The sequence below is a fragment of the Kosmotoga olearia TBF 19.5.1 genome (genome assembly GCF_000023325.1).
Classification (GTDB): Bacteria; Thermotogota; Thermotogae; order Petrotogales; family Kosmotogaceae; genus Kosmotoga; species Kosmotoga olearia.
On record NC_012785.1, the window covers coordinates 1,852,063 to 1,876,327 of the forward strand.

The 24,265-nt window shown below is 43.6% G+C and carries 22 protein-coding genes; 5 read left to right on the top strand and 17 right to left on the bottom strand.

The annotated features are described in order from the left end of the window. Positions 1-83 precede the first annotated feature (83 nt). The 4 genes from KOLE_RS08710 to KOLE_RS08725 are packed head-to-tail and all read left to right on the top strand — an operon-like array spanning position 84 to position 3,230. Positions 84-920 carry a Rossmann-like and DUF2520 domain-containing protein gene (locus KOLE_RS08710; protein WP_015869053.1) on the top strand — a complete coding sequence of 279 codons (837 nt, stop codon included), beginning with the start codon at positions 84-86 and terminating at the stop codon, positions 918-920. After that, entirely contained in the window at positions 898-1,701 is an 804-nt protein-coding gene (gene panB / locus KOLE_RS08715; RefSeq protein WP_015869054.1) for a 3-methyl-2-oxobutanoate hydroxymethyltransferase, read from the top strand. Before KOLE_RS08710 ends, panB begins: the two co-directional genes overlap by 23 nt. Further along, complete coding sequence (locus KOLE_RS08720) at positions 1,694-2,500, top strand: mechanosensitive ion channel family protein (protein WP_015869055.1); 807 nt, start codon at positions 1,694-1,696, stop codon at positions 2,498-2,500. Before panB ends, KOLE_RS08720 begins: the two co-directional genes overlap by 8 nt. 4 nt (positions 2,501-2,504) lie before the next feature. After that, entirely contained in the window at positions 2,505-3,230 is a 726-nt protein-coding gene (locus KOLE_RS08725) for a biotin--[acetyl-CoA-carboxylase] ligase (protein ID WP_015869056.1), read from the top strand. Here KOLE_RS08725 and KOLE_RS08730 read toward each other — a convergent pair. The 17 genes from KOLE_RS08730 to ppdK all read right to left on the bottom strand — a co-directional run bounded on the left by KOLE_RS08730 (position 3,220) and on the right by ppdK (position 22,494). Then, positions 3,220-3,444, bottom strand: a complete 225-nt coding sequence (locus tag KOLE_RS08730) for a S4 domain-containing protein (protein WP_015869057.1) — start codon at positions 3,442-3,444, stop codon at positions 3,220-3,222. The genes KOLE_RS08725 and KOLE_RS08730 overlap by 11 nt on opposite strands. A gap of 112 nt (positions 3,445-3,556) precedes the next feature. Continuing rightward, positions 3,557-4,888 carry a hypothetical protein gene (locus tag KOLE_RS08735; RefSeq protein ID WP_015869058.1) on the bottom strand — a complete coding sequence of 444 codons (1,332 nt, stop codon included), beginning with the start codon at positions 4,886-4,888 and terminating at the stop codon, positions 3,557-3,559. 86 nt (positions 4,889-4,974) lie between these two features. After that, a complete protein-coding gene (gene smpB, locus KOLE_RS08740) occupies positions 4,975-5,418 on the bottom strand; it encodes an SsrA-binding protein SmpB (RefSeq protein ID WP_015869059.1) in 444 nt (147 codons plus the stop codon). A gap of 12 nt (positions 5,419-5,430) precedes the next feature. After that, positions 5,431-7,434: an excinuclease ABC subunit UvrB gene (gene uvrB, locus KOLE_RS08745; RefSeq protein WP_015869060.1), complete on the bottom strand. Its 2,004-nt coding sequence runs from the start codon at positions 7,432-7,434 to the stop codon at positions 5,431-5,433. A gap of 4 nt (positions 7,435-7,438) precedes the next feature. Then, positions 7,439-8,008 carry an aminoacyl-tRNA hydrolase gene (gene pth, locus KOLE_RS08750; RefSeq protein ID WP_369816080.1) on the bottom strand — a complete coding sequence of 190 codons (570 nt, stop codon included), beginning with the start codon at positions 8,006-8,008 and terminating at the stop codon, positions 7,439-7,441. A 3-nt stretch (positions 8,009-8,011) separates the two neighbouring features. Continuing rightward, complete coding sequence (locus KOLE_RS08755; RefSeq protein ID WP_015869062.1) at positions 8,012-8,659, bottom strand: 50S ribosomal protein L25; 648 nt, start codon at positions 8,657-8,659, stop codon at positions 8,012-8,014. Positions 8,660-8,672: 13 nt separating this feature from the next. Further along, the gene (locus tag KOLE_RS08760; RefSeq protein WP_015869063.1) at positions 8,673-9,623 is read right to left on the bottom strand and encodes a ribose-phosphate pyrophosphokinase; all 951 of its coding nucleotides are present in this window, start codon (positions 9,621-9,623) and stop codon (positions 8,673-8,675) included. A 2-nt stretch (positions 9,624-9,625) separates the two neighbouring features. Beyond that, positions 9,626-10,966: a bifunctional UDP-N-acetylglucosamine diphosphorylase/glucosamine-1-phosphate N-acetyltransferase GlmU gene (glmU, locus tag KOLE_RS08765; protein WP_015869064.1), complete on the bottom strand. Its 1,341-nt coding sequence runs from the start codon at positions 10,964-10,966 to the stop codon at positions 9,626-9,628. A gap of 58 nt (positions 10,967-11,024) precedes the next feature. Next, positions 11,025-11,612 carry a Holliday junction branch migration protein RuvA gene (gene ruvA / locus KOLE_RS08770; RefSeq protein WP_015869065.1) on the bottom strand — a complete coding sequence of 196 codons (588 nt, stop codon included), beginning with the start codon at positions 11,610-11,612 and terminating at the stop codon, positions 11,025-11,027. Continuing rightward, on the bottom strand, positions 11,596-12,918 hold the full coding sequence (locus tag KOLE_RS08775; protein WP_041288728.1) for a bifunctional folylpolyglutamate synthase/dihydrofolate synthase: 1,323 nt from the start codon (positions 12,916-12,918) through the stop codon (positions 11,596-11,598). Before KOLE_RS08775 ends, ruvA begins: the two co-directional genes overlap by 17 nt. 5 nt (positions 12,919-12,923) lie before the next feature. Further along, positions 12,924-15,527: a valine--tRNA ligase gene (locus KOLE_RS08780; RefSeq protein ID WP_015869067.1), complete on the bottom strand. Its 2,604-nt coding sequence runs from the start codon at positions 15,525-15,527 to the stop codon at positions 12,924-12,926. Between the two features lie 127 nt (positions 15,528-15,654). After that, positions 15,655-16,506, bottom strand: coding sequence for a DUF1385 domain-containing protein (locus KOLE_RS08785; protein ID WP_015869068.1), 852 nt, complete (start codon positions 16,504-16,506; stop codon positions 15,655-15,657). 237 nt (positions 16,507-16,743) lie between these two features. Further along, entirely contained in the window at positions 16,744-17,031 is a 288-nt protein-coding gene (locus tag KOLE_RS08790) for a stage V sporulation protein S (RefSeq protein WP_015869069.1), read from the bottom strand. Between the two features lie 236 nt (positions 17,032-17,267). After that, complete coding sequence (locus KOLE_RS08795) at positions 17,268-18,425, bottom strand: 2-oxoacid:acceptor oxidoreductase subunit alpha (protein WP_015869070.1); 1,158 nt, start codon at positions 18,423-18,425, stop codon at positions 17,268-17,270. After that, entirely contained in the window at positions 18,418-18,642 is a 225-nt protein-coding gene (locus KOLE_RS08800) for an ATP-binding protein (RefSeq protein ID WP_015869071.1), read from the bottom strand. The genes KOLE_RS08795 and KOLE_RS08800 overlap by 8 nt, the downstream gene beginning before the upstream one ends. A gap of 15 nt (positions 18,643-18,657) precedes the next feature. After that, positions 18,658-19,785 (bottom strand): sodium ion-translocating decarboxylase subunit beta, encoded by a 1,128-nt coding sequence (locus KOLE_RS08805; RefSeq protein ID WP_015869072.1) that lies wholly within the window; start codon positions 19,783-19,785, stop codon positions 18,658-18,660. A gap of 60 nt (positions 19,786-19,845) precedes the next feature. Beyond that, complete coding sequence (gene ppdK / locus KOLE_RS08810; protein WP_015869073.1) at positions 19,846-22,494, bottom strand: pyruvate, phosphate dikinase; 2,649 nt, start codon at positions 22,492-22,494, stop codon at positions 19,846-19,848. Positions 22,495-22,815: 321 nt separating this feature from the next. On the opposite strand from ppdK, the gene glnA reads away from it, so the two are divergent. Further along, positions 22,816-24,213, top strand: a complete 1,398-nt coding sequence (gene glnA, locus KOLE_RS08815; protein ID WP_015869074.1) for a type I glutamate--ammonia ligase — start codon at positions 22,816-22,818, stop codon at positions 24,211-24,213. Positions 24,214-24,265 lie beyond the last annotated feature (52 nt).

Below are 24,265 nucleotides of genomic sequence, written 5' to 3' on the forward strand. Positions count from 1 at the left end.
ATAATTCTATCATCAGAAGGGTTATTATATTTTTTTCTCCGGTAAAGTCTTTTGTGAAAGGTCTGAATGTGAGGCGAGGTTTTGTGAGCGAAGAGATATCCTTTGTTGGTGCAGGTCGTTCCGGGTCAATGTTTGCTATTTTTTTCAAAGGACTTGGTTATCCCGTAAAATTCATTATCGATTGCATTCCTGAAAAAGCGGTTGAACTATCAAAAAGAGTACCGGGAGCCATTGCAGGTGGAATGGAATTATTGAAAGAGCTTTCCGGTGCAGTATTCATCTCTGTAAATGATGACGCTATTCGGGACGTTTTCCTCAGAATATGGGAGCAAAATACATCACCCGAATATTTCTTTCATTTCAGCGGTGCACACAGTAGCGCTCTTTTTGAGGAAGCCGCAAAGGCTGGAAAGGGTGTTGGGAGCCTGCATCCTAATATATCGATTTCTGATCCTGAAAAAGCCTTGAGACGTATTAGAAATGTGGACTGTATCATAGAAGGAAATGAAAAAGGCTTGAGATTTTTAACAAATTTTTTGCACAAAGCGAGTCTTTCAGTGTCAATTATTGGGAAGAAAGACAAGGTTCTTTACCATACGGCCGCGGTCTTTTCAGCCAATTTCACGCAGGTGCTGTTTGAAATCTCGAGGCGACTGTATGTTGAAGCGGGACTGCCTGATGAAACAGCGCGTAGAATAGTATCAAACTATGCGTCCGTAATTCTTGAAAGGATCAAAAGCGAGGATCTGATAGGTACTCTAACTGGCCCTGCGATCAGGAATGATGTAGAAACTATAAAAAAAGAAACTGAGGAATTGAAAAAACTATCACAGGATCTTTCGGAACTTTACGAACTTTTGAGCAAAACGATAATCAGTTTCAAGGGGAGGGGAAACCTTGAACATAAGGCAGATAATTAATTCAAAGGGCAAGCGAAAGCTTTCCATGGTGACAGCTTACAGTTACTTTCAGGCTAAGATGGCAGAAGAAGCCGGTATAGATATGATTCTTGTTGGAGATTCTTATGGTAATACTATACTCGGTTATGAAAATACCTTACCGGTGACAATGGAGGAGATGCTTATCGCCGTTTCGGCCGTGAGAAGGGGTGCGCCGAACACCTTTGTTATAGCGGATATGCCCTTTTTGTCTTACCAGGTTTCTGAAGAAAAGGCGATAGAAAACGCCGGGCGTTTTATTAAGGTTGGTGCAAACGCTGTGAAGCTTGAAGGCGGCGCCGAGGTTGCGGGGCTTGTGAAGAAACTGGTGGATTTTGGCATACCAGTGATGGGGCACCTTGGGTTGACACCCCAGCATGTTAACGTAATAGGCGGATATCGTGTGCAGGGAAAGACCGATAAAAGTGTTAAACGATTATTGGAAGGCGTCAAGCTATTGGAAGAAGCGGGAGTGTTTGCCATTGTTCTCGAGCTGGTTGTTGAGGGAATAGCAAAAAAGCTTACGGAAGAGACCAGCGTTCCTACGATAGGTATTGGTGCTGGTAGGTATTGTGACGGGCAGGTGCTTGTATGGCATGATCTGCTGGGAATCAATACGGAATTCTCGCCGAGATTCGTCAAGAGATACGCCAATCTGAGAAAGGACATCGTTGATGCCCTGAAGAAGTACAATGAAGAGGTGAAGAACGGGGAATTCCCGGGACCGGAAAATGTTTTTGAGAGTGGTGGTTTTGATGAATAACTGGGTGAACGTTGTTATAAAGATTGGATTGAGTCTGGCTGTTTTAGGCATATCCTTTTATATCTCAAAAACGATTTTTAAGATTGTCTCCGCAGTTTCGGAAAAGAGAGGGACTCCATTAAAGGCACCCAATACTGTTCGATTGATACTCAATATAGTTTTCTTTCTCATAGCCGCGATGATAATCCTTTCTCTCATCTTTGAAGATCTCGTACCAATAATTACGGGAATAGGTGTTAGCGGGATCATTGTTGGGTTTGCCCTTCAGCAACCGCTGGAAAACCTTGCTTCGGGGCTCTTCCTTCTGGTTGGCCGTACGATAAAGGAAGGCGACGTTGTAAAAGTCGGGGATGATGTTGGCATAGTTGAGCAGGTCAATATAAACCACACCCACATCAGAACATTCGATGGAAAGAAGGTTCTGATACCAAATAAGATCGTCTGGACCAATCCAATCGTTCATTACTGGCCCGGAAATATTCGGCGTATGGAGATGACTGTGGCTCTTCCTTACGAGACGGATATAGGTCTTGCGTTGAAACTCCTGCAGGAGGTCCTCGATGAGGAGGAAATGATAGTGCAAACGGGTGTTTCTAACTTTGTCGTTTTCGATGGATTCAAGTCTTCCAGTATTGATTTCAGGCTTTATTTCTGGTTTGAAAGGAAAAACTACTTTGATGTTCAAAATGCTGTTGCAGAAAGAATTTATAGCAAGTTGAAAGAAAAAGGAATATCCATCCCCTTCCCCCAACTCGATGTGCATGTGAAGGAATTTCCGGAAATGACCCCAAGGGGTTGATGAAATGAAAGTAGGAGAGAAACTGATATCTTTTTCAGTACTTGAATCCACCAACAAATATGCCATTTCGAACATAGATAAGCTGCCGTCCGGAAGTGTTGTTTGGGCTCTGGAACAAACGGGTGGATACGGGAGATTCAAGAGACGATGGATTTCCCCAAAAGGGGGACTGTGGTTCTCGGTAGTGTTCAAACCACGCTTGTTAAGGGATCCAAATCTCTACACCAAAGTCATCTCAGTTGCCGTTGTCGAGACCCTTCAGAGAATCGGCTGCCCGGCAAAAATAAAGTGGCCAAATGATATTGTTGTTTCCGACAGAAAGCTGGCAGGAAGTTTAACAGAAGTGATTTTCAAAGGCACCAGAATTGCCGGTATCGTTGCGGGGATCGGTCTAAACGTGAACAATGATCTGCCCGAAGAATTGAAAGAAACGGGTATTTCCTTGAAAGATGTTATAGGAAAGGAAATGGATGTATCTTTGTTGCTGGCTATTTTGTTGAAAAAAATTGATGCTTTGAGGAGCCGATATGTAATGAAAAAAAAGAGCGGCTATCTAACGAGAAGATGGAAGAAATATCTGGCATATCGCGAAGGTGACGTAGTTGCTGTTAGTCTCAATTCCGGAATGAAGATAAAGGGAACGATATTGAAAATAGCCTCAGACTATATGACAATTATGGACGAGCGTGGAGACGTTCATAAAATAAGGTCAGGAGAATTCATCTCCTGACCTCTTCGATGATTTCTGCACTGAAATCCTCGGTAACTTTCAACGATATAACTCTATTTGAAAAAATAACTTTTAGCTCGTCTCCGGGCTTCAGGGCTACTCCGGGTTTGGTTGTGTGGCCGTTTTTAAGAACGTAGCCTTTTTCAACCGCTTGCTTGGCAAGGGTTCTTCTTTTTATGATTCTGTTCTTTTTAAGAAAAAGATCTACCCTCATAGAGACCACCTCAGTATACGCTTGACTATCTTCGGAGAAGATGGTATAATTTTTTACGAGATGTTCCTTGCCCCCATCCGCTCTCCGCTCAGCCTGTTGGGGGCTTTTTTTACTACTTAATAACCATTAGTCCTTCAATCCGGGTGTTTACATCTGAATACCATGCCGCTGACATTATTCCACTTTGTATTTCCGTACCGAAGAGTGCTGAAAGTATATAGCCTGTATCCATAAAGAAGGTTAAAAACCTATCTTTTGCCATAAGTTTCAAAAAACTTTGATACAGAGAACTTTGTGTGTAAGGCGTTGAATTGTCAAGAGCAGAATAGGCTTCAGACTTATCGAGATTTGAGGTATAAAGCCATCTGTTGTTTTTCCATATGAACACATTTTTATCGGTCTTCAGCACGTCCTCATTGATAGTGACATCCACTTCTTTGGCAGATAGCGCGTTTTTAACTTCTTCGAGAGTTCCCATATATCCGATGCGGCTTATGGTTTTAACGGGGAGAGTAGGGGCGGTGTTAGCGTTTCCATTTGATTGTTGGGCAGCGAAGAGGTTGTTAAATAGTTCTTCCATGGGGAGATCTATATCAACGAGGATTGTGCCGGTTAAATTCCTGGAAATGCTTTTCAGGATATCCTGTGAGATGCCCAATTTTTCGGACATGAGAGAGAAATTCAATTGTGTGGATAAAAGTTCTTCAGCTTCCGGAAGGTCATTTGCACGGAACATGAATCCAGCAAGAGGTAGATGTGGTAGCTCTTCCAGATCGTTTATTGACATTCCTGAGAAGAGCGTCTTGACTTGTTCTTTCGCTTTATCGGATAGAGGTATTGTGTAGCCCTGGCCTAATAGGAGGTTGTCACTGTATCTGAAGGACATTCTTGAAAGGATGTCGGTGTTGCGCATATATAAATAAGAAATGCCGGGTTCGAGATCACCAGTCAATGCATCAACGGAAATGCCTTTTTTCAAATTGGCATATTCGGTAACATTACCAATAAACAGATAGTTCGAGTCGACCAGTATTTCAAATTCAAAGGGTAAAAAGAAATCGAGCACCTTTTTTAGAGCGGAAGCAACACTTTTGGGATTATTTATAGGGCCAAGAATTATTATCATTTTGTATTCATTTTCGGAGGTAGCCCATGAAGCAATTGCCAGGTCACCGGACAACGCTGCATACACCGATGAAGGATCAACACCATTGTTGTAAGCAACCAGTTCTATCTGCTGACTTATTGTCTGTTCCAGAGCCAGCTGGTTGAGCAAGCTGTCGCCAAGAGTCAGCTTTTTGAATTGCGCGTACGAACCTGGTAGGTTTTCTACCACTATTATCATCTGAGAATCTGATGGTAGCATTGGTGCGAGTTCCAAAATGCCAGCAAAAGAAGCAACGATTACAAGCAGGAACGAAACCAGGAAAATAGTTTTCCTCACAAAAACACCCCCAGTCTATTGATCATAACCACTGTTCTCATATTTTCGACAGGTTGATACCTAAAATCGTTCGATGGGTGTTGTTTTCAATAGTCAACACGCCTTTTAAGACGCCTTTCCAGATCACGCTTCGCTATATCTTCACGTTTGTCGTAAAGCCGTTTTCCTTTTGCCAGGGCAATCTCCACTTTCGCGATACCTTTGTCGTTGAAGTATATTTTTGTAGGTATCAGTGTCAATCCACGTTCTTTGACTTTTTGAGCGATTCGAAGCAACTCCCTTTTATGCATAAGAAGTTTCCTTTTCCTTAAAGGATCGTGGTTCCAGTGTGTTCCATGACTATACTGGCTAATGTTTGCGTTTATTAGAAAGAGCTCTCCGTCCTCAAACTTGCAGAAAGCTTCCGATATGGAAGCTGAACCATTTCTTAAGGATTTAACCTCGGTTCCCAGTAGCTGTATACCTGCTTCATAGGTCTCGAGAATATGGTACTGAAAGCGTGCTTTTTTGTTTGTAGCGACGATTTTCATATGATCAGCCCCTTAAATGTTGTCTTTCTTTGTTTCTCGCTTGATTCTGAGCATCTCGTCACGTAACATCGCTGCATCCTCATAACGTAGTTCACTTGAGGCCCTCCACATCTCTTCTTCCAGTAGTGCAAGGTATTCTTCAGCTTCAAGATCCTCTTTCAACGCAAGAATGCCATCAAGGTAGGTGTTTTTGGCGATTTCTATCTTTTCTTCGTTGTCAGCAAACTCTTCAAAAATATTTTCGTACAGGGGTTTAACGATACTCTCAGGTTTTATGTCATGTTCTATATTATACATGAGTTGTTTCATTCTTCTCCGATTAGTCTCTTCGATGGCACGTTTCATGGAATTTGTTATCCTGTCAGCATACAGCAGGACCTTCCCGTTGATATTTCTTGCTGCCCTTCCTATGGTTTGAATTAAGGTCGTTTCTGAGCGCAGAAAACCTTCTTTATCCGCATCCATTATAGCAACAAGGGAGACCTCAGGTAGGTCGAGCCCTTCCCTGAGCAGGTTTACGCCGACAACCACATCAACGCTGCCTTCCCTTAGTTTTTTCAGTACCTCAACCCTTTCAACCGTATCGAGTTCTGAATGCAGGTATTCAGCTCTTATACCGAGTTCGTTGAGGTAAGCACTGAACATCTCGGCAGCCTTTTTTGTCAGTACCGTAACAAGTGCCCGTTCACCTCTTTCTATTACCTTTTGTACTTCTTCTATGAAATCATCTACCTGATTTTGAGTAGGTTTGACAACCACCTCCGGGTCGATCAAACCGGTTGGTCTTATGAGCTGCTCAACAATCTGAGTGGAAACACTCAGTTCGTAATCTCCCGGAGTGGCTGACACAAAAATTATCTGTCCAACACTTTCTAAGAACTCCTCAAATGTGAGAGGTCTGTTATCAAAAGCTGACGGAAGGCGGAATCCGTATTCCACAAGGTTCTTCTTTCGAGAATGGTCACCATGATACATAGCTCTGATTTGTGGAACGGTTATATGTGATTCATCCAGGAATACGATCATTTCGCTCTTATCAAAATAGTCTAAAATTGTGTAGGGTGGTTCACCGGGTTTTCTTCCATCGAAATACCGCGAATAGTTTTCGATGCCAGAGCAGTAACCGAGGGTTGTTAGCATTTCAAGATCGTACAGGGTTCTTTGTTTTAAACGCTGTGCTTCAAGATATTTGCCGTTCTTCTCCAGTTCTTTCGCACGTAATTCCAGATCTCTTTCGATCTCCTTGACCGCATGCTTTATCTTTTCTTCGGTGGTGACGAATTCTTTGGCAGGGTATATGATAATCCTATCAAACTCCTCGAGAGTTTTCCTGTTCATTGGATCGAAGGAAATAATTCGCTCGATTTCATCATCGAAGAAATATATTCTTATACCATAGTCTTCATAAGGAGGGAAGATCTCAACAACATCACCCCGGAGGTGAAAAACACCTCCACTTGAGATGTCTTCAGATCGTGAGTACTGTATACTTGCTAGTTTTAAGGCAAGTTCATTTCTGGGAATCCTCTGACCTATTTCCAGTGATATGTTCAGCTCCTGGAAATCCCTGGGGTCTCCACTGGCGTAAATAGCGGAGACACTGGCAACAACAACGACATCTTTGCGTGTCAGCACGGATTTCAGTGCGGAGATTCTCATTCTTGCCAACAAATCATTTATATCTGCATCTTTTTCGATATAAAGGTCTTTGGTAGGAATATAGGCTTCTGGCTGATAGTAGTCATAGTAACTGATAAAGAGTTCAACCCTGTTCTCAGGGAAAAAGCTCCTGAACTCCCTGTAAAGCTGAGCTACCAGTGCCTTATTGGGGGAGATAACCAAAGCCGGTTGCTGAACCCGTTCTATAATACTGGCCATGGTAAAGGTTTTACCTGAACCCGTGACTCCAAGGAGAGTTTGAAACCTGTCTCCTCGCCTTAAACCTTCCACCAACCTGGTTATCGCCTCGGGTTGATCCCCCCTTGGTTCAAAGGGAGCTTTCAGGTTGAACCTCATAAGTCTACTCCACCCCTATAGAGTTGTAGCGGGACATGACTTTCTTAAAATCCGCAGCGAACATCTCTTGAGCGGCTGATATCGCGAGATCAAGAACTTTCCACAATACCTTTAATTCGGAATCTGTAAATTCCCCGAGAACATAGGAAACCATGTCAATGTCATCAGGCTTGGGACCGATTCCAATCCTGATTCTGGAAAATTCCTGGGTTCCAAGAGAAGATATGATTGATTTTACCCCGTTGTGTCCCCCGTCACTTCCGCGTTCCCTGATCCTCAGGCGGCCGAGTGGTATCCAGACATCATCATAAATTACGATAAGCCTGTCGTTCTGAGACAATCCAAAATCGCGGATTAGATCCCTTACGGCGATCCCGCTGTTGTTCATATAGGTGAGAGGCTTGACAGCGATTGCAGGTGATTGTGACTTTAATTTGAAAGCTTCATAGGTTTCTGCTCTGTAACTACTTCCAATTTGAAATTTCTTCAGTAACTCGTCCACGAAGAGAAAGCCCACGTTATGCCGTGTGAGAACATAACGTGGGCCAGGATTACCCAGTCCAATAAAGACCAGCATTTATTCCTCTTCTTCCTCTTTCTTTCCCTTTTCAATGACTTCAGGTTCCGCTTCCTCTTCCTTCTCGGCAGCGGTTCCCTCTGCCAGCATAGAGCGTGGTACTTCGATAACAACGACAGGCTCTTCAGGATCAGCGAGTACCTTCATACCCTCTGGGAGTGGAATGTCTTTGACCCTTAAAACGTCTCCAAGATCAAGGTGCTCTATATTAACCTCAAGAGCTTCTACTATAGTACTTGGGAGTGTTTCAACGGGCAAATGGGTGATTATGTGCTCAAGAATACCACCCTTTTCGACACCCTTTGCTTTACCGATGAAATGGATAGGTATGTGGATTTCCATTTTGTGCCCTTTTGCGGGGATATAGAAATCCATGTGGATGATTGCATCGCTTACTCTGTCACGCTGCACAGCTTTCAGGAATCCGTGGTATTCTTTTTTTTCACCGTTTTCCTCGATCTCGAAAACGATGGGGGTCGTTTCAACGATGTGGTTGATATGTCTCATAACCTCAACTTTGTCCACAGAAATCGGGAAAGACTCTACATCAGGTCCGTAGACAACAGCAGGAATCTTACCGTTCTTCAAAAGGTCCTTTGCTTTGACAGAAGTATCACGCTTTTCTGCAGGTAACCTTACTTCGTGCATCTGAATCCCTCCTCTATCTGAACAAAATACTTACTGAAAGATTCTTTCTTACTCTCATTAACGCTTCACCAAGCAAACCAGCGATAGAAACCACTTCAAACTTTTCAGGGAGTTCGGGATGGTGAATGGTATCGCTTATAAAAACCTTTTCAATGGGTGAATCTGAGATTAACTGCTTTGCTTTTCCTGATAAAACGGCGTGTGTAGCACACGCATAAACCTTGTTTGCGCCTTTATTTTTTATCATTTTCGCCGCTTCCACCAACGAGCGACCGGTGTCTATTATATCATCAAAGATTACAGCTGTCCTGTTTTCCACCTCACCAATTACGTGAACGATTTCTGCGATGTTGTCCTTTGGTCTTCTTTTGTCCAATATTGCAAGAGGAACACCAAGCCTTTCAGCGAATTTGCTTGCGCGTTTTACTCCACCGATATCAGGAGAAACCACGACTAAGTTATTTTTGGAGATATCCGTTTTTTCTTCGAGGTGTCTTTTGAAGATCGGGAACCCCCATAGATTATCCACGGGAATGTCGAAAAAACCCTGTATTTGCTCGGCGTGCAGATCGATGGTCATTATTCTTGAAGCCCCGGAAATGGTGAGAAGGTTTGCTACAAGCTTCGCTGTTATAGGATCCCGTCCCCTTGCTTTTCTATCCTGGCGCGCATAACCATAATAAGGGATCACAGCTGTAATGCTTTTTGCGGAAGCCCTTCTCAACGCATCCATCATTACGAGGAGTTCCATCAGATTTTCGTTTACCGGAGGGCAGGTTGGCTGGATAATAAAAATGTCGTGACCTCTAACCGTTTCATCTACCCTTATGTTAATTTCCCCGTCAGCAAATCTCTCAACTTCACATTTTCCGAGGTCTATTCCTATATATTTCGCAATTTTCTCCGCAAGCTGCCGGTTTGAGGAACCGGAAAAAACCTTCATTTCATTTGGCTGAAAAGGCATAATTATTCCCCTTTCTCCTTGTTTTTATATCTACCTTCTTTGATTACCTGCCTTCCTCTTCCAAGGGCTAGAGAATATGGTGGAACATCATCGGTAATAACCGAACCAGCACCAACAACTGAACCCTCGCCGATTTTTACCGGGGCGACAAGAGAACAGTTACTTCCTATGAAAGAGTTATTTTCAATGATGGTCTGATGTTTGCGAACACCATCATAGTTGCAGGTTATCGTTCCAGCACCAATATTTACATCTTCTCCGATTGTAGCGTCTCCAAGATATGTGAGGTGCTGTGCTTTACTATTGCGACCTATGGTAGATTTCTTGACTTCAACAAAATTTCCTATCTTCGTGTTTTCCAGAAGCGTTGTTCCGGGTCTCAATCTTGAAAAAGGTCCTACCCGTGCTCCTGATTTTATGATAGCCTGTTCCACCTCAGACCTTATGATTGAGACGCTGTCATCGATGCTTGAATCGATGATCCTGGTCATTGGTCCAATGAGGCAATTATTACCTATTTTTGTTTTCCCGAGTATGAAGGTCATGGGTTCAATAACCGTATCCTGTCCAATCTCAACATCAGGTGAAATATATGTTGTGTCGGGATCCACAATTGTTATGCCGTTTAGCATCAACCTCTCATTTATCTTTTTTTGCGCTATCTTTTGGATCTCAGCGAGTTGTACCCGGTTGTTAACACCAAGGACCTCCGTTGGGTCTTCGATCACATGTGCCGTGGCTTTTTCAGCCAGGGCAACTGTATCAGTTAGATAGTATTCTTTTTGGTTGTTGTTATTGTTAATTTTCTTCAACGCGTCTTTTAAAAAGTCACTTTTGAAAACGTAAATACCGCTGTTTATTTCTTTGATTCTCTTTATTTCCTCAGAAGCGTCTTTTTCTTCTATGATTCTGAGCTTACCATTTTCCCTCACTATTCTTCCGTATCCTGTTGGGTCCTCTTGAAAGGTACTTGCGACGACAACGTCGTAATCTTTTTCGCGCCTTATTTTATATAGGTTTATGAGGGTTTCAGGGGATATTAACGGTGCGTCACCCGTGAGTACTATGACCTCATCATCCATGACAGCATCTTGGGCTACCATGACAGCGTGTCCGGTTCCAAGCTGTTTTACCTGTCTTACGGTCTTAACATCCTCAGGTAACAGTGCTTCGACGATCTCGGCTTTATATCCTGTAACTACTATAATGTTTTCTATTCCTGCTTTTTTGACCGCTCTCAGAACCCAATTTATCATTGGTAAACCGAGAATGGAGTGTACCACCTTCGGGATTTCGGATTTCATCCTTTTTCCAAGTCCTGCCGCTAAAATAATTGCGGTCATCTCACATCCCCCCTATTAACAGTATAATTCAAATGATAAATCAGCGGAAGCAGATGTTTTACCGGGTCTTATTTAGTTTTCTCAGAGCTTTCCTTACCAATTCCTGGGTATTTTCTACCGTTTGCTCTTTCAGGACCTCGTTTACAGCCAATTTGGCGCTTGTCATATCGAATCCCAGAGCGGTCAGCGCGCCGACCGCGTCTTCAGAAACGTCACTCAGTTCTTTCGGGAACTCTACCGCATAGTCTTTTACGAGATCGTAAAGTTCACTAACCAGCCTTTCGGCGGTTTTTTTACCTAATCCTGGCAATCTGGAAAGCCCGGAAATGTCTTTTGACGCTATCATCTTCTGAAGCATTTCCGGAGAAGTTGCAGAGAGAATTTTCAAAGCCATTTTTGGGCCTATCTTATTCGCTTTTAACAGCATTAAAAAGACGTTATATTCCGCACGGTCTTTGAAGCCGTATATTTCAGGGGCCCTGTCGGCTGAGAAAGAAAGGTACGTCAAAAGATGAACCTTTGCCGACAGTGAAAGTTCCTTTATTGTATTGGTCGAACACAGAATGTTCAGATAGAACTGTCCTGCCTTCAGTGTGACCTCGTTTCCGGATATCTCTGTTATTTCTCCTTCAACGCCTTTTATCAATATCTCCAACTCCCTCAACGATTAGATTTCTAAGATAACTCACCAGATACAGAGAACCCGTGATGAGTAAAGTATTTTGTGTGCTGTTGAAAAATTTTTCAAAGGCTCTATCCGGTTCCGTTATAAACTCAACATTACCGTGGTACACTTTCCATATTTCCCGCACCCGCTCGGGATTTATGCTTCTGTGACTCGGAACCTTTGTTACGACAACTTTCCCGGAGATAGGTGCAAGAATTGAAATCACGCTTTCGTAGTCTTTGTCATCGAGACTTCCGAAAATTATATCGAGCTTTTGACCGGGGAAGTAAATCTCAAGACTGTTCCGTAGAGCATAAGCACCGTCGATATTATGAGCACCATCAAGGATTATTTTCCTGTTTTTATGGGTTAAAACCTCAAACCTTCCGGGCCAGCTTGTTTTTTTGAGGCTGTCTCGCAGTTTGGCATTATCGATCTTCTTTTTCAATCCATTAAAAGCGATCTCTAAGGTTTTCATAGCTACCGCCAGGTTTCTTGCCTGATGGGTACCGTTCAAAGAGAGGACCAGGTTGGGGTACGTTTCCTCTCCAGAATAATTGTACACGTTTTCATTGATTTTTAATTCCTTCGTCTCAACCTGAAAATCTTTCCATAGAAAGTATGAAGGAGCGTTCTTTTCACCGGCTTTTTCTTCGATTGTATATCGAATGGAAGGACGTGTTACACCTGAAACAACCGGAACACCTTCTTTGATGATCCCGGCTTTTTCAATAGCAATTTTTTCTTCGTTCTTCCCCAGTATGTTTTTGTGATCCAGAGAAACAGTTGTTATGACTGAAACAAGAGGTTTCTTAATGATATTGGTTGCATCGTATCTACCGCCTAAGCCAACTTCGATGACGGCAACATCCACCTTTTTCTTTCTGAAAAAGTGGAAGGCCATGGCGGTTACAACCTCAAAGAAACTCGGGGCATATTCTGGCCCTTTTTTATCCATCGTTTCAATTGCTGGCAGAATTTCTTTCAGGGTTTCACATACCTCTTCTTCTGTTATGTACCTGTTGTCTAATTGAATTCGCTCCCTGAAGGAAACGATATGCGGTGATATATTCATACCAACGTGTAATCCATGGGCTTCGAGAACCCCTTTGAGTATCGTTGCTACACTTCCTTTCCCGTTTGTACCTGTTATGTGTATGGTAGGATAGCTTTCTTGAGGGTTCCCCAGGCGTTCCATCAATTCTTCAATACGAAAGAGACCGTACTTGATTTTTCCGTACGGTCTCGAAGAATAAAGGTACTCCAGAGCTTCTCTGTATTCCATAACAGTCACTTCAAATCATCTATAATTTTTTTGAGCCTATCACAATTGCTTTTGGCAGCTTTCAGTTTTTCTTTTGTTTCCTCAACAACCTCTTCCGGAGCTCTTTCGACGAAATTCCTATTTGCAAGTTTTTTCTCGAGCCTTTCCAATTCTTTCTCTTCTTTTGCCAATTTTGCTTCAAGCCTTTTCAATTCAGCTTCGAGGTCAATCTCAACAAGCTCCACATAGACGTGCAAATTATCATCGCTGTATGCAGTTGCGCTTCCAGCGACCTTTTCTGCTTTATGTTCCAATTCATGGGAATTTGATAGATTGGATATGATGTTACAGGAACGTTTGGAAAGTTCCGTGCCTATGTAATAAATCTTTACCTTCGTGGACGGCGGGATATTCATTTCGGCTTTGACGTTTCTTATTCCTCTGACTATACTCATGATTCTTCCAAACTCTTCCTCGGCGGGGGAATTAATCAAAGAATCATCCACAGCCGGCCAGTCACTGATAATTATGGCTTCGCCGCCAACTGGAAGCTTCTGCCACAATTCTTCTGTGATAAAGGGCATGAATGGATGCAGGAGCCTCAGGGATTGATCCAAAACCTTTACAAGAACATTTTGTGCGACATGCTTTGTCATTCCGTTTTCACGGAGTCTCGGCTTGACAGTTTCGATGTACCAGTCGCAGAACTCATTCCAGAAGAAAGAGTATATAGCTTTAGCGGCTATGTTGAAATCGTAATTCTCCATTGCATCTGTGACCTGTTCAATGGTTCTTTGAAGCCTGGAGAGAATCCAGCGATCTTCGAGTTCAAGGGTTTCCTCTGTAAGTTCTATCGGTACGTAATTATCAAGGTTCATTATTGCGAATCTTGAGGCGTTCCAGATTTTATTGGCAAAGCGCTTATAAGTGTCAAAAAACCTTGGATCGAGTTTGATATCCCTTCCCTGGGCTGCTAACATGGACAAAGTGAATCTCATTGGATCCGCTCCATATTCCTCGATAACATCAAGTGGGTCTATACCATTTCCAAGGGATTTTGACATTTTTCTACCGTGTTTGTCCCTGACTAGTTGATGTATGTAAACGTCGGAGAAAGGCTTTTCTCCGGTGAAGTGGTAGCCTGCCATTATCATTCTGGCTACCCAGAAGAATATGATATCAAACCCCGTGACGAGAACAGATGTTGGGTAAAAGGTTTTGAGATCTTCGGTTTCTCCCGGCCATCCGAGGGTCGTGAAGGGCCATAATTGCGAACTGAACCACGTGTCGAGAACGTCTTCATCCTGTCTTAAGGATTTTGAACCACATTTAGGACAGCTTGTCGGATCATCTTCTTCGACGATTATCTCGCCGCAATCATTACAGTACCAGACAGGTATCCTGTGTCCCCACCACAACTGCCTTGAAATACACCAATCTCTGATTTCGTTCATCCAGTTCAGGTAAACCTTCTTCCAGCGTTCTGGGAAGAAAACGACTTCGCCGTCTTCAACGGCTTTTTTTGCCCTTTCAGCGAGGGGACCGATTTTGACGTACCACTGGTCAGACAGAGAAGGTTCAACAACTGTATGGCAGCGGTAACATTTGCCGACGGCATGAGTCATTGATTCGATCTTTTCAAGATACCCTTGTTCTTCAAGATCTTTTACGATAGCCTTCCTTGCTTCATATCTGTCCATTCCAGCATATTTTCCGCCATTTTCGTTTATCTTAGCGTCTTTATCAATTACCTCAACTATATCGAGTTTGTGTCTCAAACCTATTTGAAAATCGTTGGGGTCATGAGCGGGAGTAACCTTCAAACACCCGGTACCGAAAGAAGGATCCACATAATGATCGGCTATTACCGGTAATTCTCTTCCTACGAGAGGTAAAATCACGGTCTTCCCGACAAGGTCCTTATAGCGTTCATCTGAAGGATGTACCGCAACGGCGGTATCTGCAAGCATCGTTTCAGGTCTTGTGGTTGCAATGATCACGTAACTTTCTTCGTCTTTCAGGGGATATCTGATGTAATAAAATGCACCTTTCTCGTCTTCATGTTCCACTTCTTCATCCGAGAGGACTGTTTTGCAGCGTGGACACCAATTAACGATGTATTTTCCTCTGTAGATGAGCCCTTCTTTATAAAGGGTAACAAAGGCCTTACGAACAGCCTTACTCAAACCTTCGTCCAGGGTGAATCTCTCTCTTGACCAGTCGCACGATGCACCAATCGCCTTTATTTGAGTAACAATTCGTTTTCTGTACGTATTTACCCAGTCCCAGACTTCTTCGAGAAATTTCTCTCTTCCAAGTTCCTCTCTATTGATTCCTTTCGAAGCGAGGGAACGCTCAACAGCATTCTGTGTAGCTATTCCCGCATGGTCTTCACCCGGGACCCATAACGTATTAAAACCTCTCATCCTTTTATACCTGATTAAAATATCTTGCAGGGTGAGATTAAGGGCATGACCCATGTGGATGCTACCAGTTATATTTGGTGGTGGAATAACGATTGTGAATGAGTCACCTTTTCCCTTTGGTTTGAAGTAACCTTTTTCCAGCCAGTAGTTATACCATTTTTTTTCAAGGTCAGAGGGGTTATATCGTGTGCCGAGTTTCTCCATTGTTTCCCTCCTTATGTGGTTTTGCAATGATTATATCATGTGAAAAAGCCTCATACTTGACTTAAAAATAAAACATTTCAAAAAAACAACGGTGCCGTCCAGGCACCGTTGTTTTAATGGAAGAAACTTAATCGTCTTTTAGAGATTCTTTCACAGCGGTTAGAGCTACTTCCAGTTGCTTGTCATCTGGCTCTTTTGTTGTTATTCTTTGGAATAACAAACCAGGAGCTGCAAGAATTTTACCAAAGGGGGTTTTGATTATTTTTGCTGTCAACCTTTGAAATTCATAGGTTAACGAAGCCACAATGGGAATGAAAATAATCCTCGTTATAAATTTTCCGAGAAAATTCAACTCTACAAAAGCTCCAAGAATGGCGAACACAATGATGGCGAAAAAGAGTGTTAAAATCAGAAAACTCGTTCCACACCTTGGATGCAGCGTTGAATACTTGCGCGCGTTTTCGACGGTTAATTCCTCATTGTTTTCGTAGGTGTAAACCGCCTTATGTTCGGCACCATGATATTGAAAGACTCTCTGAACGTCTTTGAACAACGAAATAACCCAGACATAGGCGATGAAAAATGCTCCTCTTATGAGTCCCTCTACCAGGGCAAAAATTCCAGCGTTACTTTTGGGGACAAGCAGTTGAGCCAGCAACAAAGGCCCCAGTGCAAACATACCTATAGCCATGACAAAGGCTATGATGAATGTCACAACGAAATCCTTTTTAGTCAATTCACCTTCTCCACTTATCTCAGCGGATATTCCAAGAGCTTTGGTGCCTATGTACAGGGCTTCGTAAAGAACAATTATTCCTCTGAGAAACCAGATAGAAAAGAGGGACCGGTTCTTAACGGCCCCCTCAATACTTTTTGTAACGATATTTCCATCAGGGTCACGAACAGACACAACCGTTCTCTTACCTTTTATCATCACACCTTCAATAACGGCCTGTCCACCAACGTTAAGTTTTTTCATCTTTCCTCCTTGCTTTGTAAATAGCGAATCATTCCTTATTCGACAAAAGATGTGTTTAGTTTTAACGGCCGTATAATCCTAAACCTTGTAAACACAACGCTCCGCAATTTCCACAACAACCCGGCGGCTTATATGCCGCTAATGATTTAGTCCAAACTACACACACCTTTTTCAATGAACGGAGCTTGTTTTTCCCTCTATGTATTCGGGAACAGTGGCTATCTTTCATCAATATTATTATTCGCCTGTTTTTTCAGCCTCGTCTTTTTTTGCGACCACCCTCAAAGTAATTCCTGTTCTCATTTCGTCACCAATCTGGATTTCTACAAATCCAGGGATCATAAAGACTTCCGTACCCTTCTCACTTAGAAATCTGGAAGCGATTGCCACCGCTTTGACTGCCTGATTAACAGCACCTGCACCGATGGCCTGAAGTTCGACCTGATCGTCTTTCGAAAGAACACCAGCAATAGCACCAGCAACTTTGTTGGGATTTGATTTAGAACTGACTTTCAAAACCTCCATCCAGACTGCCTCCTTTTGCATGAAATCGGTGTAAATTACTTCTCATTGGAGTGAGAAGCTTTTAGGCTAAACGATCGAGAATCCCGATCTCAAATATGCTCAAACTCCCGTGCTTTACACGGTAAGCCTTTACGGATTTACACACAACTCCTAAACCATTTTATCACACAGCGAAACGTTTTTCAAAACTATTAAGAACTGTTTTCAACATCTTTTGTATGTTGCGATCTAACTCATCATAGGTCCAGAATGGAGGACTTAACTTTGGCGATTACATCCAGTATTTCCTGTGGGCTTATCAGCTCACCATTTACTTTGCTGAGCAATTCAATTTGCGTATTGGTTCTTCTGTTCACCCTTGACACTTCGTAGACTATTTGACCGAGATTCATCTCAGCGATTATAACCGCACTGACTTTTTTTAGCAGCTGTCTTAACCTTGTTGTGGGGAACGGCCAGATTGTAATCGGTTTGAATAAACCGACGTTTATTTTATCTTCTCTGGCAATCCGCACTGCTCTGATAGCACTTCTGGCTACGGAACCATAAGCAATAACGAGAATTTCTGCGTCATCAACCATATATTCGTCGTATTTTACGATTTCATCAGCGTGCAACCTGATTTTGTGGTCAAGTCTGCGCAAAAGCCTGTCGGCATCAAGGGGGGCCCCCACAGGGAAACCGGATTCGTCGTGTACAAGCCCGGATACATGGAACTTGGTTTTTCCCATTTCGACAAGTGGGGCAGTGAGCATTAAATCATCACCTTTGAAGGGATGGAAAAGTTCGTCATCTTCTATTTCTTTTTCGCTGACTCTCTTCAATGAGATAAGTTCGGAATCAGGTGGTAGATAGATACTTTCTCTCATATGACCGAGAATCTCGTCCATAAGGAAAATGACTGGAGTTCTGTATTTTTCTGCGTAGTTAAAAGCAGTAACTATGTATCTATAAACTTCTTCAACCGTTGACGGATACAAAGCGATTATCTGGTGATCCCCATGTGTTCCCCATCGAGCCTGCATGATATCTCCCTGAGCGGGTTTTGTTGGCATCCCTGTTGAAGGGCCACCGCGCTGAACATCCACTATGACCACAGGGGTTTCGGTCATAGAAGCGTATCCTATCACTTCCTGCATTAAGCTAAAGCCAGGCCCGCTTGTAGCTGTCATTGATTTTTGACCGGCCAGGGAAGCACCAACGATTGCCGCTGCGCTGGCTATTTCATCTTCCATTTGAATGAAGGTTCCACCAACCTTTGGGAGTTCCCTAGACATGGTTTCCGCTATTTCAGTTGCGGGTGTAATGGGATAACCGGCAAAGAACCTACACCCAGCTTTTATAGCACCCAGTGCACAGGCTTCATCCCCCTGCAGGAGTACAAATTTACCCATTCTCTTTCACCGCCTCACGTTCGACAACGTTTATCGCGAAATCCGGACAGGCATTTTCACATATCAAGCAACCAATACAAGTGTCGGGATCGGGAACGAGTGGTTTTCCCAGTTCTCCACGAGTGATAGTTTTGGTTGGACATATCCAGTAACATATTCCACACATCTTACAATAGGAATGGTTGAAAATAATGTCATATTTCTTTTTCTCCGCCATCAAGCGTACCCTCCATTAGACACCAATTATGGATAGAAAAACACCTGCTGCTATTGCAGAACCTATTACTCCAGCTACATTCGGTCCCATAGCGTGCATTAAGATATAGTTAGTTGGATCGTCCTTTTGTGCCACACGCTGTGCAACCCTTGCTGAATCAGGAACGGCAGATACCCCGGCTGCACCTATCAACGGGTTGACTTTATGTTTACTGAAAAGATTCATCACCTTCGCGAATATAATACCAGAAGCAGTAGCGATGATAAAAGCCGCTGCTCCCAGCCCAACAATCTTTAAGCTGTTCAAAGACAAAAAAACTCTTCCTTCCGCGGTCGCGCCAACTGAGAGACATAAAAGTATTATAACGGTATATTCAATATACTTGGAAGCCGCTTCTACCAGCCATTTTGCCACCCCACATTCGCGCAGGAAATTTCCCAGCATCAACATGCCAATAAGAGGTAATGCCTTTGGAACGAGTAGCGCGATTATTATCGTGCTGGCAATTGGGAAGATCATTCGTTCGAGCTTTGAAACGTGTCTTAACTGCATACCCATCTTTATCTTTCTTTCTTTTTTGGTGGTAAGAAGTTTCATTATCGGTGGTTGTATGACGGGGATAAGGGCGATGTAAGAGTATGCAGCGATGGCGATTATCGAAAGATAGGGAGAGTTGAATTGGGATGCAACGTAGATCGATGTGGGACCATCAGCACCACCGATGATACCTATTGACGCGGCGTCAGCAAAAGAGAAACCCATCAATCTTGCAACTATGAAGGTCACAAAAATTCCCACCTGGGCTGCTGCGCCGAGGAATATAGTCTTTGGATTGGCAAGCATAAAAGAAAAATCTGTGAGGGCACCGATGCCCAGAAAGATAAGAGGGGGATAGAATCCTTTGAAGAGGCCCTGTTGAATGAACCACATGAGTCCCATTCCCGGATCGAAAAGACCGGTTACCTCGTTTGGGATGTTGGCCAGAATCATTCCGAAGGCAATGGGGATAAGAAGAAGAGGTTCGGCCTCTTTTGCAACGGCGATGTACAAAAGTGCGCCGGCGATTCCAAACATAACGAGGTTTTGCCACGAAATATGTGCGAACCCCGTTGAGCTAACGAATTTAAGGATCGCTTCCAGCATCATCAACCCTCCAAAAAAATAAAGCCGCGACCCGCATTGGAGTCGCGGCAATAGTGTTCATTATTTACCATGCTTTATTGCTGCCTGAGCAGCGGCAAGTCTTGCAACGGGTACTCTGTAAGGAGAGCAGCTCACGTAGTCGAGACCGGTTATATGACAGAATTCAATTGAAGAGGGTTCGCCTCCGTGCTCGCCACAGATACCAACTTTCAGGTTTGGTCTTGTTGACCTGCCCTTTTCGGTACCCATCTTAACGAGCTGGCCGACACCAGTTCTGTCGAGTTTCTGGAATGGATCAACCTCGAGAATGCCCTTTTCTATGTATTCTTTTACGAACTTTCCGTAGTCGTCACGGCTGAATCCGAAGGTCATCTGTGTGAGGTCATTTGTTCCGAAACTGAAGAATTCAGCTTCGGTTGCTATTTCGTCTGCAGTGAGAGCAGCTCTTGGAATTTCGATCATTGTTCCCACCTTGTACTGCAGATCCACACCAGCTTCTTCTATCATCTTATCGGCGGTTTCGGTAATTATCTTTTTGAGATACTTCAGTTCGTTAATGTGACCAACAAGAGGAATCATTATTTCAGGAATGACCGTTTTTCCTTCTTCTTTGAGCACCTGAATGGCTGCACCGATAATTGCTTTGGTCTGCATGACAGCGATCTCTGGATATGTAATACTTAAACGGCAGCCTCTGTGTCCCATCATCGGGTTGAACTCGTGGAGTTCTTCAACAGTTGCCTTGAGCTCTTCGTAGGAGAGTCCCATTTCTTCCGCAAGGGCTTTGATGTCCTCGTCTTCCTTCGGTAGGAACTCGTGAAGAGGTGGGTCGAGAAGTCTGATTGTAACAGGATAACCTTCCATTGCCTTGAATAGTCCAACAAAGTCTTCCTGCTGCATTGGGAGAAGTTTTTCAAGAGCTATTTCGCGCTGTTCCTTTGTCTTGGCTACAATCATTTGTCTAACGACGGGGATTCTCTCTTCTTCGAAGAACATATGCTCTGTTCTACACAGACCGATACCTTCAGCGCCGAAGTTTCTGGCAACCGTCGCGTCTCTCGGGGTATCAGCGTTGGTCCTGACACCGAGTTTTCTGATCTCGTCGGCCCATTGCAATATCTTTGCGAGAGGTCCTTCAAGTCCCTGAGGTTTCACGGTGGCAAGCTTGCCGTCGAATACCTCACCCGTCGTTCCGTCTATACTGAGCCAGGAGAACTCCTTAATCTCTTTGCCATCTATTCTTATAACGCCAGCCTTTTCGTCCACCTCGATAGCTTCACAGCCAACAATACAGGGTTTGCCCATACCTCTGGCAACAACAGCGGCGTGAGAGGTTTTACCGCCGGTGGATGTGAGGATACCTTCAGCTGCTGCCATTCCGGCTATATCTTCCGGAGACGTTTCGGGTCTGACAAGGATTACCTGTTTGTTTTCCTCTTTGACCATTCTTTCGGCTTCTGCAGGATCAAAGACAATGATTCCCGTTGCTGCTCCCGGAGAAGCGGCTATACCCTTAGCGAGAAGGGAAGCGTTTTTCTTGGTTTCGGGTTCAAAGTAGGGGTGCAGCAGGGTTTCGATGTGATCTGGGGAGACCCTCATAATGGCTTCTTCTTTGGTTATGAGCCCTTCTTCTGCCATATCGACAGCGATCCTCACAGCGGCGAATGGGGTTCTCTTTCCTGTTCTTGTCTGGAGGAGATAGAGTTTTCCACGTTCAATGGTAAATTCTATATCCTGCATATCCCTGTAGTGCTTTTCAAGTTTCTCGAATATATCGAGGAGCTGTTTATAAACGTCCGGCATCATTTCTTCGAGTTTTGTCAGAGGATATGGGGTTCTTATACCGGCAACAACGTCTTCACCCTGGGCGTTTGGGAGATATTCTCCGTAGTACTTCTTTTCACCGGTGTTTGGATCTCTTGTAAAGGCAACGCCGGTACCACTGTCTTCGCCCATGTTACCGAAAACCATCGCAACAACGTTGACAGCCGTACCTAGGAGAGAACCTTCCTTTATGCCGTTAAGTTCTCTGTACTTAATGGCCCTTTCATTCATCCAGCTTCCAAAGACGGCATCGATAGCCTTCCAGAGCTGATCCCATGGATCCTGCGGGAATTTGTGTCCTGCTTTCTTATAAACCTCTTTGTATCTTTCTACAACCTTTTTGAGGTCATCGGCATCAAGATCGGTATCCAGCTTGACACCTTTTTCGGTCTTGACTTTATTGAGTTCCTCTTCGAAGTACTCATGCTTGATGTTCAGAACAACATCGCCAAACATCTGCATAAACCTGCGGTAGGCATCGTAGCAGAATCTTGGATTATTTGTGGACTTTATCATACCTTCAACGGTTTCGTCGTTCAAGCCAAGGTTGAGGATTGTGTCCATCATACCAGGCATAGAAACTGCGGCACCAGATCTAACGGAAACAAGGAGAGGATTTTCAGGAGAACCAAAGACCTTTCCAGTAGCTTCCTCGAGTTCTTTCATAGCTTTGAGTACCTGATCCTTTAGCTCTTCAGGATACGTTTTTCCATGGTCGTAGTAATATTTACAGACTTCAGTGGAGATTGTAAAACCAGGTGGTACGGGAACTCCAAGGCGCACCATTTCAGCGAGGTTCGCGCCTTTACCACCGAGGAGCTGCTTCATAGAAGCGTCTCCCTCAGCCCTGCCTTTTCCGAAAAAGTATACGTACTTCTTAGACACGGTTTTTCCTCCTTTCGATACGAACATATTCGTGTTGAATTATAACATGACAGGGCGCAATATGCTGTAACTCGAATTTGTACTAAAGACCCTCCAATTAAGTTTTACACTGATTTTCTAAGAAATTGTTTCTTGAATATTTCGCTTTTATACATTGAAAGATAGACGTTCAGGATAGCTGCGTATTAGCACGTGCCAAAGAGTTCTTTCGACCTTGAAAAAGCATATTTTACGCCTATAACGCATATTGGGTTTGAATAAAGGATGCAACAGGAATTAGAATTTTTGATGCAACCAATAAAACTTGACAGGAGGTACGGTATGAAAGACTCGTTGAGGAAATATGTTGGAAACATAGATTTTATTGATTTGAAAGTTATCGATATTATTGGAAGGGTGCGGCACGTAATTCTTCCCGGAGATCGGTTGACCGACGAGCTTTTTGAAGAAGGCGTTGGTTTTGATGCCTCCAACTTTGGTTATTCCTCTATAGAAAACAGCGATATGATAATGCTGCCGGATCCAGATACTGCCTTTGAAGATCCCTTCTTTGAGCGCAAAACCCTTTCTTTTTTCTGCGATGTTCTCAGAACAGAAGATCGCAAGCCCTTTGAACACTATCCCAGAAACGTTCTAAGAGCGACGCTTGAGAAACTGAAATCCATTGGAGCTGCAGATGCGATGCTAGGCCCGGAACTGGAATTTCACATCTTTGAAGGAATGAGTTACAGAGTTTCGGAAAATCAGGCTTATTTTAAGGTCGATGTTGCCGAAGGTTTCTGGAATAGCGGAGAGTTTTCAAATGCGAATGTTGTTGAGCGGAAGATGGGATATCATAGGTGCCCCCCTGCGGATGCCATGGCGAATTTCAGAAACGAAGCCGTTATGATTATGAATTCGATTGGAATTCCAGTTAAATACCATCATCATGAAGTGAGTTCTGCGCAACACGAAATAGAGTTTCGTTTTCAAAATGCCTTGAATAGTGCAGATTCAATAATCCTTGCCAGGTACATTCTTCAAAACCTGGCTTCCCGTTACAACCTAAAGGTTACCTTTATGCCCAAACCGCTTTTCGAGGAAGCCGGAAACGGTATGCACATTCACCAGTACCTTGTAGATGGAACAGGTAAAAACCTGTTCGCCGGTGATATTTATTGTGGACTTGGGGAAATGGCTTTACAGTACACCTCGGGGATTCTGAAACATTCGTTGACTGGAGCGCTTCTGGCCTTTACCAACCCATCGACTAACTCTTACAGAAGGCTCGTTCCAGGATTCGAAGCGCCTATATGTGCTGTTTTTGCTAAGGGGAACAGAAGCGCGGCTGTAAGAATTCCTGGTTACGTTAAAGATAAGCATAAAGCAAGGATAGAATTCAGGACGATAGACGCCAGCTGCAATCCATACTATGGAATAGCGGCCATGCTGCTTGCGGGTGTGGACGGAGTCAAACAGAAACTCGACCATAAAGAGCTTGGATTTGGTCCCATCGAAACCAATATCTACAACATGAACGACGAATATAGAAATAAGATCCGCTTCTTTCCTTCAAGTTTAGAAGAATCATTAAGAGGTCTTAAGGAAGACAATGAGTTTTTGAAACCCGGTTTTCCGGATGAGCTTATCAGGCAATGGATTTTAGTGAAGGAAGAAGAAGCGAGATATGTCAACAGCGTGCCAAGTCCCGCGGAATACCAGCTTTATTTTGACCTTTGACAAATAACAAAGCTCTGCCGGGGGATTCCCGGGCAGAGCTTTGCTGTTGTCG

Excerpts from the sequence above, each read along its gene's own strand:
- KOLE_RS08720 (WP_015869055.1), top strand. The coding sequence starts at position 1,694 with ATGAATAACTGGGTGAACGTTGTTATAAAGATTGGATTGAGTCTGGCT.
- KOLE_RS08725 (WP_015869056.1), top strand. The coding sequence starts at position 2,505 with ATGAAAGTAGGAGAGAAACTGATATCTTTTTCAGTACTTGAATCCACC.
- KOLE_RS08730 (WP_015869057.1), bottom strand. The coding sequence starts at position 3,444 with ATGAGGGTAGATCTTTTTCTTAAAAAGAACAGAATCATAAAAAGAAGA.
- smpB (WP_015869059.1), bottom strand. The coding sequence starts at position 5,418 with ATGAAAATCGTCGCTACAAACAAAAAAGCACGCTTTCAGTACCATATT.
- uvrB (WP_015869060.1), bottom strand. The coding sequence starts at position 7,434 with ATGAGGTTCAACCTGAAAGCTCCCTTTGAACCAAGGGGGGATCAACCC.
- KOLE_RS08755 (WP_015869062.1), bottom strand. The coding sequence starts at position 8,659 with ATGCACGAAGTAAGGTTACCTGCAGAAAAGCGTGATACTTCTGTCAAA.
- KOLE_RS08760 (WP_015869063.1), bottom strand. The coding sequence starts at position 9,623 with ATGCCTTTTCAGCCAAATGAAATGAAGGTTTTTTCCGGTTCCTCAAAC.
- glmU (WP_015869064.1), bottom strand. The coding sequence starts at position 10,966 with ATGACCGCAATTATTTTAGCGGCAGGACTTGGAAAAAGGATGAAATCC.
- KOLE_RS08775 (WP_041288728.1), bottom strand. The coding sequence starts at position 12,918 with ATGGAATACAGAGAAGCTCTGGAGTACCTTTATTCTTCGAGACCGTAC.
- KOLE_RS08780 (WP_015869067.1), bottom strand. The coding sequence starts at position 15,527 with ATGGAGAAACTCGGCACACGATATAACCCCTCTGACCTTGAAAAAAAA.
- KOLE_RS08785 (WP_015869068.1), bottom strand. The coding sequence starts at position 16,506 with ATGAAAAAACTTAACGTTGGTGGACAGGCCGTTATTGAAGGTGTGATG.
- KOLE_RS08790 (WP_015869069.1), bottom strand. The coding sequence starts at position 17,031 with ATGGAGGTTTTGAAAGTCAGTTCTAAATCAAATCCCAACAAAGTTGCT.
- KOLE_RS08795 (WP_015869070.1), bottom strand. The coding sequence starts at position 18,425 with ATGGGTAAATTTGTACTCCTGCAGGGGGATGAAGCCTGTGCACTGGGT.
- KOLE_RS08800 (WP_015869071.1), bottom strand. The coding sequence starts at position 18,642 with ATGGCGGAGAAAAAGAAATATGACATTATTTTCAACCATTCCTATTGT.
- KOLE_RS08805 (WP_015869072.1), bottom strand. The coding sequence starts at position 19,785 with ATGCTGGAAGCGATCCTTAAATTCGTTAGCTCAACGGGGTTCGCACAT.
- glnA (WP_015869074.1), top strand. The coding sequence starts at position 22,816 with ATGAAAGACTCGTTGAGGAAATATGTTGGAAACATAGATTTTATTGAT.